Raw genomic sequence first — 15,178 nt, 5'->3', positions numbered from 1 at the left:
ACGATTCCGGTCGCGGCCCGCGCCACCACGACGCACACCGCCCACCGTTTGGAAAGTCTTAAGAATACAAGCCGGCTACGAATGAGTGCAGCCAGCCCGGATGGTGTAGTGGCCCATCATACGGCCCTGTCACGGCCGTGACGCGGGTTCAAATCCCGCTCCGGGCGCTTCTCTGTTTCCCAATCGAACAGCAGTTGGTTCGTCCAGTCTGTTTCCTCGTTCCCGCACGACTGAGTGTTCGCTGTCGCTTCATGGCCGTCCGGAGATTCATCTGCCAAAGCGACGAAACTTGCGCTGCGTGCCCATGTGTTCGAACTCGAAGGCCATCGGTGACACAACCGAGTCCAAGATCCTCCACACGCTCATCTCCAACGGGTATAGCGTCTCCATCCCCTTCGGGGACAACGACAAGTACGACCTCATCGTCGACGACGATGGACGGCTCCTCCGCATCCAGTGCAAAACAGCCTGGGAAACGAAGACAGGGACAATTCGATTCAACACGCATTCCCAGACCACCAGAGACGGCGAGTACCACGAGAGTACGTACCACGATGCGGTCGATGCCTTCGTCGTGCGCTACCCCGAAACGGACGACCTCTACTGGGTTGACGTCGCGGAAGCGACCGACCAGAAGATGGAGCTCCGCTTCTCGGCCGAAATCGACCACCCAGCAATCAACTGGGCGAGCGACTACGAGTTCGACGGTACCATCCCGTCGATATCGTCTCGCCCTGATTCGTAGGCGACACTCGCTGCATCCACACGTCCCCGCTCACTGTTTCGTCCGCGACGCGGCCTCGTGCCTCAACGCGACTCGCTTTTCTCGGTGAGTTCGACGCCGAACCCGTTGTGGAGAAGCGAGTCGGAAGCTTCGATGGGGCGCAGCGGTCCTCGTGGAATGCGAGGGGCGCCGCGAACTGAGAGCGTGCGTCGGACTTCGTGTCGCTGGCGCGAGCGAGTCCAGTCTCTTCGTCGACACCCGTGACACTGCCGTCATCCTCGGCTACGAAGTGACCCTTGCCTTCGACCGGCAGCTATTCGTTCTCGTCACCGTCGTCGACGCCCGGGCCCCACTCGTCGGGGTCTTCGGCACCGAGCCGTTCGGTCGCAGCTCGCGCCGTCGCCATCGAACTGAGCGTCACGTCGAGGGCTTCGACGTCACCGATAGCCCAGTAGTCGCCGCGGTGACGAACGAGGCCGCGGTCTTCCAGTCGGGAGAGGACGACGCCAACGCTGCCGCGTGCGACGGTTGTTCCGTCGTGGATTTCGCTCGGCGTGTAGGCCTTGTCCGGCGACGAGGCGAGGAACGCCAGCACCTCCTCGGCGTTCGTTCGGCCGCCCGCTCGGAGGTCGGCTTCGTCGCCCTCCTCGAAGGACTGGAGGTCGATCGGCATACGCGACAGTATTTGACATCCTCTCCGCCCTGAAGGGCGAAGATTCCCACGGTACCGCGCCGCTGGTTTGGGATGTTCAAGGTTTGTAGTCGCCATGATGACGACTACTGGCTGTGCCAACCAGCCGTTACTCCTATCCCGACATGGGATTCAGAGGTACTTCTTACTGCTGACACCCTGTGTTCCGGCACGGAAGAGGTGTCTTCCGCTCGGAATCAGGGAATCCCGATACTGTCCGATTAGTCGGGCGGGTAGACCGCCTCGGTTACTTATTAGTACAATGTCTGGTTCCTTAAAACATCCGCCCGTACGTCAAGCTAGTTCGCGCAGGAGTTGTCGGATTCATCCCCGCCCTGAACGGCGGGGCTTTCTCCTCGAACTTCCGTAATCTGATGTAATAGATGTAACGGGGCGAGCGTGAGCAGTTCGTCACGAGACAGCCACAGCCCCCGAGAATCAGTTCGAGCGGCGTTACTCCGCGAACTGCTCGGTGATGTCGTACTCGTTGCCGGTCGCGATGTACGCGACGTCTTCGACGACGCCGCCGAGCTCCGGGACGATGCGCAGCAGCACGAACGTCAGGACGACGAGTGCGACGACCGACGCGGACTGCGCGAGCATACGGTCGGCGAACAGGTACGACACCATGTTCGGGTCGTCGCTCGGGAACACCGCGAAGACGATGTCCTGCATCGTTGGGTTGCGGAACCACTGTTCGCCGTGGGCGACGGCGATGAACGCCACGCGAATCACGTTCAGCCCGTAGATGACCGGGAGCGCGATTGCGAGTGCCTGTGCGCGGCGCTTCCACGGCGCTTTCACCGCGAGCGCGAGCCCGCCGACGATGGACATACTGCCGATGCCCGTACACGCCATCAGGACGGTCGTCGGGAACTTCCACGACTCGCCCGTGACGACGTGCTCGCCGGTGAACACGAACTTCGCCATGTAGCCGTGTTCGCCTTCCACGACCGGCGGGTAGTAGCCGAACTGCGCCATCAGCCATTCGGCCTGCTGGGCGACCGTCTCGATGGCGAACCGGCGCGCCGGCTCGATGGTCTCGAACGGCAGGAACAACAGCCCCATGATGGCGATCGAGCGCGTCAGCGTCTCCAGCTGGCGTTTCCCGGTGCCGACGAGGTACGCGGTGTAGAGACACGCGGGGACGGCGACCGCGCTCAACGCACCCTCGATGATGCTCAAGTGCTCGAAGAAGTAGTACGGCGCGAGTAGCCCCCAGAACACCGCGAACAGCGTCCACGCGGCGACCGCCGTGTACCTGCTGTACTGGCGGTAGTCCACCTGGAGAACTGCGCTCGTGGCGAACGCCACGACGACGATCCACGCGAGCGCGTCAGTTAACGCGGATACCATTGTACGACGCGACGGGCGTCCCGAGTATAGGCGTGTTGGTAAGACCTCAGTCCCGAGTTAGTGCGTCGGTAGATTACAGTCGCTTCTCGGGCTGAAGAGGGGAATTAGCTGGCGTGACAGCCATCTTGACATCCTCCCCGCGCTAAAGCGCGAGGATTCCCGAACATTGGGATATAACGGGTGGAACTCCCGGGCACCCGAGCTCTCGCGCTTCCGCACAGCTGGGCCCGATCGGGGGGTGACGGGTGCGTGCTACCGCCGGGATATAAACAGCCACGCGAACGCGGCGGCTACCACAATGAGGGCGGTGAGCGGGGTGAGGCTAGGTGTAGTCCCGCCTGATTCCTCTGCGTCCGTCTCGGATTCAGCGGAAACGACAGTCGTTTGCACAGACTGGTTCGCCGTCTGCTGAACCTCCGAAACGACCACCAACTCCGTGCGAGCAACCTCCGTACCATCAATCAGAAGCGAGAGAGTCGATGTCCCACGGACCGCTGCCTCGGAGAGGTCGAGCGTGCCAGAGAACGTTCCATTTGGGGCGATCGAGACAGGTGACCGCTGCAACGACGTGAATGACGTGTTTGCCGCTCGGGATGTCAGTTGAAGTTCCGCGTCCGTCCCGGGCGCGATGTTCGTTTTCCCGCGGATATGGGTCGGAGACTGTCGGTCGACGACAACCGGGGAACCCGACTCCACCCACCCATCCGTGCCCTCGAACCGGACGCGTGGTTCGACGAGCGAGAACTGGGTCGTCGCGGTGGTGTTCTCACCAGGTTCAAAGTACGGGAAGGCGGGTGTATCGACATCGCCGCCAGCACCGCCCACCAAGCCGCGATAGTACGACTGGATGTGCTGGTCCTCACGGTCAAAGAGGAATGGCGACGTTGCGTCGGTGCGGTACTCGAGGGCAGCGGAGAAATTTCGGCTAGCGTCGTCGGTCAACGCGAAGGTGTCTGTTGCCCGCGGATCGACGACAATGTAGAGTTTCCCCGCCGTATTGTCCGCATACACAGTGACAGCGGTTGCGTCAAGCGTGGAGAGGTCCAACACCTCAAGTGGAGATTCAAGTCCGTCCGAAGGACCGGGACCGCGTAGCACCGGCCCGTCAGTCGACTCAACCGCAAACTCAACTCCCTCCCCGGTTCTAGTTTCCAACTGCGAGAGAGTTCCGGGATCGAACCCTGTTGAGAGCGCTTCGAACCCTCCCTCAATCGCGACGAGATGGCCATAAATGCCGGTCGCCTCGGCGGTAATCACGATCCGGTCGGTCGCCGTGACTGTCCGGCTCTCCGTCGCGGAGTCTACCAATGCCGTGTGGTTGGGAGCGGCATTTGCCGGCCCTGCCGGCGCAGCTTGGATGGACATTTCGCCGAGGCCTGGCTTCGTCAGTTCGATCGTTGTTGCCTCGATGGTGGGCGACGTCGGTTTGGATGTGTACTCAGCGGAGCCACGAGAATCGGATGTGGCATTGGCGCGGAACTCACCGGCTGTACTGGCGAGGAGAGAGTAGTTCCCCGGCTGCAACGGCCGCCGAAGTTGGTCAATGCCACGATCGGCCGATGCCGAGTCGATGAGCCCTAATGCAGCGAGGTATTCGCCAAATCCGGTCAGTTCGGAGCCGTCCGGCCCGAGAAAGGTGGGGCTGTCGTCAGCGGTTGAAAGCCGGCCGTGAACGCTGCTCCGAATGACGTCACCGTCACTGTGGTAAACGAGGTCGCTAGCTGTGGCGCTGATACTGTCGCTCGTCCCAAGCGTCCGCGTATTGATCGAAAACGTAACATCTCCATCGCTGTCAGCGTCCTCGACACGGAGCACGTCGAGAAAGCCGCTTGAAACCCCCCCAAGTTGAATATAGGCGTGATCGCGGGCCGAGCCACGTTCAGCAGTAACACCGTCGGTCGCTGTCATCGTGGACAGATTCAGCGAGACGGTGACGATGTCGCCAGCTGGCTGTTCGTAGCTCGTCTGGCTCCAGCCATCGGAAGAGGAAGCTCCAGCGGTCGACTGCGTGGACCGCAGTATGGTGCCGTTCATGGCTGTGAGATTCTCCGAGTTCGGGGTGGTCGTAGTGGACTCGTGGGAGACCGATGCCGGGCCAGGGCTGGCAGCTCCGACAACCGGTGCGCAGACCGCTGCTGTAACCACCACCACGACGAGCAACTGACGGATCAGCCTACCTTGGGAAAGAGTATACATCATGAGTTAAGCGGCTAGTGGCGTATCAACCGGGGTGTCGAGACGGCCCCCTGAGAGACCGAGCGCAGTAGTGGTCGACTCGCCGTCATACGTCCTCCAACATTCCCCGGGAGACACTTGGTTGTCTAAACGAAGTGATTGTCCGGATAAATACTTTGGGCAACTGCAGGACCGTGTTAAGTTGAGGCCGAACAGTGACGTGCTCCCACCCGGTGTTAGCCGGGCATGGCAACCCTGACGTTGGGAATCTAAGCTTTGTGACCGACAGCACTGGCTCCGCCACGAAGCCGGGACTCGTACCCCGCGTGGGGCTTCGAGATATCTTATTTTGTGTCGGTCGGCGCGGTCGGCTTACAGCCGACGTAGGGTCACGACGGCAGCGACTACGAGTCCAGCTAGCAGTCCCGTAGCTAGTCCGAACCCTGCCCCATCCACTTCTGTCGTGGTTTGCGTGGGCGATACCGTCGATGTCTGACTCCTCGTTGGTGTCCGTGGAGACACCGCCTCTGTGGTCGGCGTTTCGGACGGTCGCTCGGTCGATGGAGTGGCTGGAGCCGTCGTTTCCGTCTGTGGCGTCGTCGACGTCAGAGCGGTCGTAGTTTCGGTTGGCATCGCTGGCTCACCAACACTCAGTTCGGTTGTCCACGCGGCATCGTTAGCAGTCAGACTGTCTGATCCCTCTATCCGAAGCGTGTAGGCTCCCTCGTCAACCTCGGTGAAATCTAAGAGCCAGTAGGCGGTATTGTGGCCCGTCGTTCCGAGACCTTGGGTCACCCGACTAAGATTCGTCGTCGAGAAGTCCGCAGGCAACTGCGCCGCTTGGGCGTCTGAAGGCGAAGCCGCAAGCACTTCCTTCTCGATCGTAATCCCCTCACTCTGGTCGACCACGGCAATCTGGATATCTTCAGCCTGCACGTAATTCCAATCAGCCGTCACCAACACTGGATTATTCGTCGGGATCGCAGCGTCAGCACCCATCTCGACGCCATTCTGGTTGCGGAGTGTAACTTGCGAGATGCGGGGTTCCAGAACACGAGCGGTGAGTTCCGCCGAGGAGTAACGCCCGGTGGCCTGGTCAGCTGGAATGGAGCTAGTGAGGTCAAGCAGGTCGCCTTCGCTTGCTCCGGACTCCCCCTCGAGCAGCGTCCCGGAGACCACATCACCATCCGTATTCCGCCATGCCTCGATATCATCTTCACCCTGAAATACGGTGTGATAGCTCCGGTTATCCAGTATCAGTTCTCCCGTCCCTGTGGTGGGATCCCACCGACCACGCGGCGCTTCAGCAGCGATGTTCGTTGACTGTGCCGTGCCATCCATCACCTGCGGTGTTGGTGTGCTTGCGGTCGCCTGTACCGTCAGTAGACCCGTTCCGGTGATTGCTGCTCCGATAACAGCGAGCGCGGCGAGAGCAGCGTGAAGCGTCTGAACACGCATATATGAGTAGAGTGAACGCTGGGAATGATATTCTTATGGGCGGGCTAGTCACAGTTTCACCGCGAGACATTACCGCAAACCCTGGATTCTCGAGCACAGCCATAAACGAATGGAATGCAGCCGACGCGTGTCTCACCGGCGTTGAACTAAGAGGGGAGCGTGCGCTCGGGTGCGCGGTGTTCTACAGCCTGAATGTGGGTTGGACGACGATGCAGACAAGAGCGCGGCGCTGAATGTTGGGAAACGAGCCTTAGCAGTAGTTGAAACACGGGATCTTCTATTCAGTGATTGCCGAGTAAGTAGGCGTGGAACGGCATATGATGCCGTCCACGACGAATAAAGAAATCGTATTTATAACAACTGTTAGGCAAGTTTGAGAGACCGCTGTCCGAGACGGGAGTTGTACTGGCACGGCCCGAGTCGCAGGTTCGTCGTCCATCGTGACGACGAACCTGCGAACCTCTCTGTGTCCGTGGGTTCAACCCAGTGGGGGGCCCCACAGCTTCAGCCGTAGGTGGATGTCAACGGGAGCGCACTATCGCGAGTGGTTCGCTGTTACGGTACCGCGACCACAGCAATACTGCGGGTGGTAATGCGACGATGGAGAAGATGAACGAGTACACCACACTAATCGCCATCAGAAGCCCGAAGTCGCCAAGAACGGGGGTGATGGCGAGTGCAAGTGCACCCGTCCCGAGAGAGGTGGTTAGCATGCTGCCTAACAGCGCCCCACCAGTTCCCGAAAGCGTGCGCACCATCGCCATGTGTGCATCGCCGCTCTCGTTGAACTCGTCGATAAATCGATGTGTTGTGTGAACGGAGTAGGCGATCCCGAGTCCGATCGAGATCGAGAGGATGGTTGCTGTCAACGCGTTTAATGCCATCCCGAGATATCGCATCGTTCCGATCAGGTACGCAATCGAGATGAGGATGGGGAACACGTTCACAACGCCGAGCATCGGTTTCCGCTCCAACACCCCGTAAGCAATCACGAGGAAGATGGCGGTCAAGCCAATGGCAAGCACCAGTCCCTCAATCGCGGACGTGAAGATAATCCCCGTCACGGCGTCGAACACCACGACTTGGCCTGTCGCCGTCGCGGTGTACCGGAAGTCCTCAGTGAACTGCCGGGTTGCGTCGGCAGCTGCTGACTGTGAGGCGTCTGAATCTATGGAATAGACGACTTGGGCGGCCTGCCGGTCCTCAGTCAGATACTGTGATGCTTGGTCGCTTGCGCTGGACGCGAACAGCACATCATAGATGCGGTCGAGATTCCGGTCCGGAATGCCGTTGTCATTCTGGTCGTTTCGTGCGATAAGTTCAGCGAATTCGGGGTTCTGCTGGGCGTGCGACTGTATGACCGTGAGAATGCTTTGAGCTTGCGCCCCACCACCAGCGCCGACCGCGAGCTCCTCAGGTGGGTCATCATTCGGGCTGGCAAGCGCTTCGAGCGCATGAGCTTCCTCAAACGATCCTTCAAAGTATATTGTCACCGATTGGTCTTGGTTCGTTGCGAATTTGTCTTCGAGTAAGTTCGTCGTCTCCGTGACGGTGTAGTCACTGGGCGCAAACGGCTCCGGCAGTCCCGTCACGTACCCTGGTTGTTGTTCGGGTGGGAGGAAGTCCTCCGTCTCGAAGGACGTGTCAACTCCAGAACCGTAGGCGGCGGCGACACCGCCCGTAAGCAGTAAGACAAGGACAAAGACAGTCGGTGCGTACCGACTTACAACGGCGGGCAGCGATAGTGCACGACCCAAGGCGGAGTCTTCAGATGCAATTGGCTCCGAGTTGAACTCGGGAACGCCAAATCGGGCCCGGAGTTTATCCACTTCGAGCTTTGCCGCGGGGAGGAACAGGCCGAAGATGAGGAACGTGAAGATGATCCCTGCGCTCGACGCGATCCCCATGTTGCGAATCGGGGTGAGGTCCGAGATCACGTTCGCGCCGAACCCGAACACGGTCGTCACAGTGACGATCACGAACGCGATCATCAACTGGTTGTTCGCTGTCCGCATCGCCTTGACCGGTTCGAAGCCCTGGACTGTCTCCTCCCGATAGCGATTGATGATGTGAATCCCGAAGTCAACCCCGACTGCCAGCAGCAATACGGGGACGGAGATCATCTGTTGATTGAACGGGATCCCGGAGTAGCCGAGGAACCCAAACGTCCAGATGATCGTCATCAAGAGGGCAAACAACCCCAACAGCAGGTCGATCGGATCCCGGTATGCGACCACCAGGAAGATCAACAGGAGAATGACGACGACCGGCATCACGATGATCAGTGAGTCGCCGATGACGTTGCTCATCTCCGCGTTCGTGATCCCAGCACCGAACGCACGGATGTCGCCGGGTTCACTACTCGCAAGCGACTGAATGGACGTCTGGACCGCGGTCAGGTCATCATCCGTGAATCCCTGAGGAACATCGTGAGAGACGGACGTGATCGACGCCGTCGCAGAAACGGACGTTGGGTTGAAATCCTCCGAAATAACGCCGGTGAACTGGGCGTTGTCCGATAGGCTGCGGATCGTTTGTCGGATTTCGGTTGCCGACGCAGCTTCGAGCACGCGGCGCTGTTCAGCGACCGTTGTCGCTGAGGGGTCGATCGCTTGCGCGACAACCGGCGCCGGGCCGGAAGCCGACGCCATTCGAAGGTCGTCGCGGCTTTCGATCTCTTCGATGAGGCGGATGTTTCGAACGAGCGCCTCCTTCGTGAGGACGTTATCCCCCGTGTGGATGAGCTGCGTGGACTCCATCTCCGGGCGGAATGGGTCCTCGAACTCCGCGTTGACCGAATCGAGAGCCTGTTGAGCTTCAAGACCATCGGTGAATGATTCGGTCGAATCGGTTTCAGTCGAGATCAGCCCGAAGCCACCGACAAACATGGCTGTGACGACAAGAAACGCCAACACGACCGCACGCGGACGAGAGACGATCGTGTCGTTGAGTCGTCTCGTCGCCGCCTCAATCCGGTCTCCGATTCCCATCAGTTACTGCCTCCGATACCAGAGCACTGCTGCAGCCCCCCCGATGAGGACGACTGCGCCGATGATTAGCGGCATCGGGAGGCCGCCACCACTACTCTCCACGACGTTGATCGGGACGCGCATGGTGTCCGTCAACTGGCTGTTCCCCCGCTGATCGTCGTACCGGAAGTCGAACGAAATCGGGTAGGTCTTATCCGGCGTTGCCGATGACGCCGCCGTCAGCTCGAAGGACACCGTGACGGTTTCCCCTGGCTCCATAGACTCGACGTAGCCGGTGTCTGCATCACCAGTATCGAGGGGGTCGTCAGCGAACAGCCGCGCTTCGATGTCCGTGACGGTTTCATTCAGATTGTTCGTCACGTCGACAGCGATCGTGCGTGAGCCGCCCGTCTCGATCGTCTGTTCGGCGAGCTCAACAGTAAACTGGTCGCGTTCGGGGGCGACATCAGCGCGGACGTCGAGCTTATCGTACGCCCGTCGGTCACCATCGGCGTTCCGGTAGTTAACCGCGAAGTCGATCAGATTCGGACTCGCCTCGGCGCTACTCGTGACTTCAATCGGCAGTCGGAACGATGCGGACTCGCCCGCGTCGAGCGAGCCGACGGCGACGGATTCTTCGATCGGCACCATTGTCGCGGATTCATCGGCGTAGCGAACGACGACGCTCTTTGCGGACTGTGGGCCCTGATTCGTGACGGTGCCCGTAATTTCGCCGTCCTCTCCCACGCGTAGTGAGGTGTCCACATCGCTGAACGCGAACGCTTGTTCATCGATGGCCTCAACGCCGGCTGTCATTGGCTCAGATGACTGGCTGATTCCGTTCGCATCCTGGTATTCGACCGTGAGATCGAGCGTGTATCCGCGCTGTGTCGCATCAGGCGCAAGGGAGATGCCATACGACACGTTCCGAGTCTCACCGGACTCCCAGTCACCCACGTACGACGTTGCGCTCGGGCCACCGGAATCAAAGGTCAATGCGTTGCTGCGGGAAGTCGCACCGACTGTTGCTCCACGAGCGATTTCCGCGCCCGTATTGCGCAGCGTCATCGAGACATCACTATCATCGCCGATCTGGGCCGTGCCGGTAATGTCCACTACTTCGAAGCGGGCGTCGTCAGTTACCGCCACCGTGATAGATCCGGTGCGCGTGCGCGTGAAGTCACTGTAATCAGTTCCGTACGCGTCGTAGTCAACGACTCGCGAGAACTGATACTCGTATTCGACGGGAATCTTGTACGTCCCCGATGCAGCATCTTCAGCGATCTCAATTGGGACTGTCGTTTGGCTAGAGCCAGTTGGGACGTTCCCGATGGAGAGTTCACCGGCTTGAACGTCAATCGGCACGTTGCTGTCATCGAGGCTCATCGTCATCCCGCGGGCAGTCGTTACTCGGTTTTCGTATTGGGATGGGCCGCCCTTATCGATGGATCCGCGGTTTGTGATCGCGATGCTGAGCTCGTCGGCCGTCCCAGCTGAGACTTCGCCGGTTGCCGTGGCGAAGGAAATATCCGGTTGACCGATCACTTCCCCGGATTCTTGGGCGCTAACCGCGCCAGGAACGCCGGCAATGGCGACCGAGGCCAGGACGAGCGCAACGACAAGGATAGTTGTGGAATAGTTCGAGTTCATGGACTAACACCGCTGTTGTGATTGGCGTTCATTAGTGGTCACTTGTGGATGATTGTGTTTTGGTAGTTATGGGCGTACACAAACCCGCTCGTAGCTGACTGACTATTTAGTCACAACCGTATGCTTGGTTATCAAGTTACTGGTGTCGGGTACAACAGTGGCAACACAGTAACTCGGCTCGAAACAGGAAAAGAGACGAACGAGACAGATTAAGTTCCGGTGTGTTCTGCACTAGTCCCCCAATATGTGGTCACTCGCTCAGCGACTGTATCTAAGACGATCAGGGTTGGCGGGAGCGTTGCGAGCGACGCGATCAGCGTGAGGAAGATCACGCCGACAGTGAGGAAGCCGAAGCTACTGAGAACCGGGAATGGAGAGAGAATGAGCGCGGAAAAGCCGAAAACCGTGGTCATCCCGGAGACACTGATTGCTTTCCCGACGCGGCCGGCGGCCACTTGGACAGCATCAAGTCGGCTCACGCCGTCCCGCCGTTTTTCCTCATAATAACGCTCCATCACGATGATCGTGTACTCAGCGCCGATCCCGACGGTCATAGCTCCGAGGCTTGCTCCGAGTGGAGAGACCGGTAGATCAAGCGCGAACATATAGATGTTCTGCCACCCGATCACGAACACCATTGGCACGAGTGGGGCAACTGCTTTCACGAGATCACGGTAGTACAGCAAGAGGAGTGCGAACACAAAGAGCACACCCAACCCTGTGGTGGTGTTTCGTGACTCGATCTGCTCCATGATCGCGGGCGTAGAGATCGCGGCTGTTCCGGTAAGCTCTGCAGTAACTCCCGGTGGTGGAGAACTGTACGAGATTGAGCCGCGTGCGTTCTCCAGGAACGACAACACTTCAGCGGTGGTCATATCCTGTGGCGACACGATCGTAATATGTGCTCGGCCATCGTTGTAATACTGCTGGCGCTGCTGTTCGGGAATCTGTTCGAGCACGCGGCTGACGCCAGCCTCCGTCTGGGGGATCTCGCCACCATTGTACTGTTTCACCAGCGTTGCCGGAGTATCGACACCCTCTATCAGTGGCGCCTGTGTTGCAACGTGTTCTAGGTCAGTCATCCACCGCAACGTCTCCGGATGCTTCAACTCCGACCCCGTAACGAGCACGTCGTAGCTGGTGGAGCCGCCACCACCAGTCTCAGCCCGGAACTGCTGGAGGTCAACGTATGCGGGGAGATCTTGCGGGATGAACTCTTCAGTGTCAGCCATCGTGTCTAGTGACCCTCCGATCTGGAAGCCGACGCCCGTCAGGACGAGCGCGAGCAGTAGCACGGCAACGGGGTGGGTCGCAAGTACACGTGAGCCGCGGCCAAGCGTCCGTCCGACAAACCCGATGTCTGCATCACCATCTTGGGCCGGCTCTGCACTCTCACCACCATCGGGCTGCGTTTCGGCCGGGTCAGCTTTCCAGCGAACGTAGAGGGTAAGTCCCGACAGCAGGACGAGAATTCCTGCGAGAAACGTTAGCAGGACACCTAGAATCGAAGTCTGAGCAAACCAAATAATCGCCGGGGAAGTCGCGGACACCCAGGTTGCGCCGAATCCAAGTGCCGCGGCGAGCATCGCAATCAGGACTGGTGGCCCAACCCCGCCGAGCGCCTTCGGAAGCGCGGTTCTGGGCGGATACGTTTCCAGTTCCTCCTCATACCGTTCGTGGAACTGCACGGAATAGTCGATTCCCAAACCGATGAGAATCGGGAACACCGCACTCGTCATCGTCGAGTTCGGAATGCCACCATAGCCGATCGCCCCGAAGGTATAAATGACACCCGTGAAGACGGCGACGATCGGCAACAAGCGTAATCGTACACCACGAAAGAGGAAGAACAGGGCGAGAATCATCAGCCCGACTGCCAGGCCGAGTAACTGCTGGGTGCTCTGCTGGATGAGCGTCGAGAGCTGCGCAGAGAACGCTGCGCTCCCGGTGACTGTCACCGTTGCACTGGCGGGGAACCGCGCCCATTCGCTGGTACTGACTGCTTTCGAGTAAATTGGGCGTTCCGCTTGTTGTGACAGGCCAGTGTCAGTGACGATCTGGACTGTCGTGTAGTCGGGAGAACCGATGACGGCTTCGATTTTTGCCTGCGATTCCGGAATCCGGCCGTATTCCGCACGGATTTGATCGGCCGGACTCTGGACCATGTAGACATCGTCGGTCTTCGCCATTTGCCGGTCATATCTGTCGATCGCCTCGATTGTCGACGGCTCAGTGATATCACCCCGGACTAGGACCGCAATTGTGCCACGGTCGAACGATTCAGAGAACGCCTCGTACGTGGGGTCACTGCCAACGAAGGCTGCATCCCCAGTGACACTCGTGATCTGTGCGGCGCCACCGACTGCGACGAGAATTAACAACGCCGCAATCAGAAGTGTCGCTACTGGGCGGGCCTGGATTCGATCACCGATCGAGGCGAATATGCCACGTAACTTAGCCATAGATTAGTTAGTCGATTAGTGGGGCGATTAACGGCGCCGATACAGGAGGTAGCCGGCTCCGAGAACCACAACAACGATGGCGCCGATCACCGGGAGCGGCACCGGTAGCCCGCCTGAAGCCGGAGAGATCGCGACGCCGATCGGGAGACCGTCAGTGTACTTCGTATCCCCATCCTGTTCGTCGTATCGAATCTCGACTGACGCGTCGTAGTCTTTGACGAGCGCATCGGAGCCAGCACTCGCTGTAAACGTTGCCACCTTCGTCTCACCGGGTTCCATGGAACCGAGATACGCGCCGTCGTCAGAGGTCGATAGTGGGTCACTGACGAACAGTTTTGCATTCGTCGCCGTCACCGGCTCATCTCCCTGATATTGCACTCGAACAGCAACCGTGTCACTCCCACCGGGGGACACATCGGTGCTGACGTTGACGACCTTGAACGGATTCTGTTCGGCACCAATTTCGAGTGCTTTCCGAATCGGAGACGTTGTCGTTCGGAGGTCACCATCAGGGTTCTCGTATTCGACAGCGAACGGGAAGGAGTTCGTGCCTGGTTCTGCCGACTCGGGAATTGACACGGTGAACGACACCGGTTTTGATTCACCCGGCGCGAGGTCCCCCACCGCGGCCTCCCCGTTAGTTGCAGTGATACCTGGCAGCGAGGTAAGGCGAACAGCAACATTATTTGCGTTGCCAGTGCCGGTGTTAACGACCTCGGCTTGAATCGTTGCCTCGGATTCATCCACGCGGAAGCGTTCCGTTTGGATGTTTGTCAGTGCAAAGCGGCGCTCAGGCTGAACTAAGACCCCGGTTGTTAACGTATCAGATTGCTCGGTCACGCCGTTCTCGTTGGTGTACGCAAGTGTCGTCTCAATGGGGTAGTGACCAGCTTCAGTGTTCGCTTCGGCGCCAACTTGAGCGGAGAGATTTCTGGTTTCGCCGGGTGCAATCGACGGGATGTAGAGGCTCGTCGAGGACTGCGGGCTGGATTGGGACCCGAAATAGAGTGCCGGCGATTGACTGCGCAGCTGTACGGACGCATCAGTGGCGGTTTGCGTCCCCGTGTTTTTCACGGTGAATGCAAGCTGGCCAGTATCACCGCCGAAGACGTTGTTCTCACCTTCAGCGACGAGTTTGAACTGTGGTTTCTCTTCGACTGTCAGCTCAATATACCGGATGTCGTTTTCTTCGCTCGTCTTTCGGAACGTCTCCTGATATGGACCATACGAAACGGAGCGCGTGTGTTCGTACGATACTTCGATAGGAATCCGGTACGTACCAGGCTCCACTTGGCCGAGTTCAAGTTGGAACTGTGACCGGGCAGCGGTCCCGCTTGGGAGACTACTAACAGTATGTGTACCGGTATTTACATTGATTGGTTCACTAATCCGGTCTTCTAAAACCTGAACTTGCAGCCCCTCAGCAGTCTGTACTTCTTGTTCATAGCTGGCTTGACCACCCTGAAGGATCGTCCCCGTATTTGAGAGCGTAACTGTGAGCGTTTGTGTAGAACTAGCTTCAACCGGCCCGTTCGGTGATGAGACACTAATATCTGGTTTCCCAGTAACTGTGCTTTCGGCGGCCTGTACTGGCATCGGGACTGCCGTAAGCACGACCATTAGTGCGAGAGCGGTAACGGTTATTCCGGAAACGTATTTCTGAGCGTGCGGTTTGTCAATCATCTAGTTACTA

9 protein-coding genes and 1 tRNA gene are annotated in these 15,178 nt (G+C 58.9%); 2 read left to right on the top strand and 8 right to left on the bottom strand.

Annotation, left to right across the window (positions count from 1 at the left end):
* Nucleotides 1–94 precede the first annotated feature (94 nt).
* Both ABSL23_RS06145 and ABSL23_RS06140 read left to right on the top strand, forming a co-directional pair.
* Nucleotides 95–167, top strand: a tRNA-Asp gene (locus ABSL23_RS06145).
* Nucleotides 168–304: 137 nt separating this feature from the next.
* Nucleotides 305–745 (top strand): group I intron-associated PD-(D/E)XK endonuclease, encoded by a 441-nt coding sequence (locus ABSL23_RS06140; RefSeq protein ID WP_353635360.1) that lies wholly within the window; start codon nt 305–307, stop codon nt 743–745.
* A 292-nt stretch (nt 746–1,037) separates the two neighbouring features.
* Here the strand turns inward: ABSL23_RS06140 and ABSL23_RS06135 are convergent, their stop codons facing one another.
* The 8 genes from ABSL23_RS06135 to ABSL23_RS06100 form a co-directional block, all read right to left on the bottom strand.
* Nucleotides 1,038–1,397 (bottom strand): helix-turn-helix domain-containing protein, encoded by a 360-nt coding sequence (locus ABSL23_RS06135; protein ID WP_353635082.1) that lies wholly within the window; start codon nt 1,395–1,397, stop codon nt 1,038–1,040.
* Between the two features lie 471 nt (nt 1,398–1,868).
* Nucleotides 1,869–2,771: an archaeosortase A gene (gene artA, locus ABSL23_RS06130; RefSeq protein ID WP_353635081.1), complete on the bottom strand. Its 903-nt coding sequence runs from the start codon at nt 2,769–2,771 to the stop codon at nt 1,869–1,871.
* 252 nt (nt 2,772–3,023) lie between these two features.
* Nucleotides 3,024–4,805 carry a BGTF surface domain-containing protein gene (locus ABSL23_RS06125; protein ID WP_157533972.1) on the bottom strand — a complete coding sequence of 594 codons (1,782 nt, stop codon included), beginning with the start codon at nt 4,803–4,805 and terminating at the stop codon, nt 3,024–3,026.
* Between the two features lie 513 nt (nt 4,806–5,318).
* Complete coding sequence (locus tag ABSL23_RS06120) at nt 5,319–6,404, bottom strand: hypothetical protein (RefSeq protein ID WP_353635080.1); 1,086 nt, start codon at nt 6,402–6,404, stop codon at nt 5,319–5,321.
* A gap of 521 nt (nt 6,405–6,925) precedes the next feature.
* Complete coding sequence (locus ABSL23_RS06115) at nt 6,926–9,394, bottom strand: MMPL family transporter (protein ID WP_353635079.1); 2,469 nt, start codon at nt 9,392–9,394, stop codon at nt 6,926–6,928.
* 3 nt (nt 9,395–9,397) lie between these two features.
* Nucleotides 9,398–11,023, bottom strand: coding sequence for a COG1361 S-layer family protein (locus ABSL23_RS06110; RefSeq protein ID WP_059055405.1), 1,626 nt, complete (start codon nt 11,021–11,023; stop codon nt 9,398–9,400).
* Nucleotides 11,024–11,232: 209 nt separating this feature from the next.
* Entirely contained in the window at nt 11,233–13,485 is a 2,253-nt protein-coding gene (locus ABSL23_RS06105; protein ID WP_059055403.1) for an RND family transporter, read from the bottom strand.
* Nucleotides 13,486–13,512: 27 nt separating this feature from the next.
* A complete protein-coding gene (locus ABSL23_RS06100; protein ID WP_353635078.1) occupies nt 13,513–15,168 on the bottom strand; it encodes a COG1361 S-layer family protein in 1,656 nt (551 codons plus the stop codon).
* Nucleotides 15,169–15,178: the final 10 nt, after the last annotated feature.

Source organism: Halobacterium sp. NMX12-1 (assembly GCF_040435975.1).
Taxonomy (GTDB): Archaea; Halobacteriota; Halobacteria; order Halobacteriales; family Halobacteriaceae; genus Halobacterium; species Halobacterium hubeiense.
Note: the sequence above shows the minus strand (reverse complement) of the source record. Positions and strands in the feature narration are given on the sequence as shown.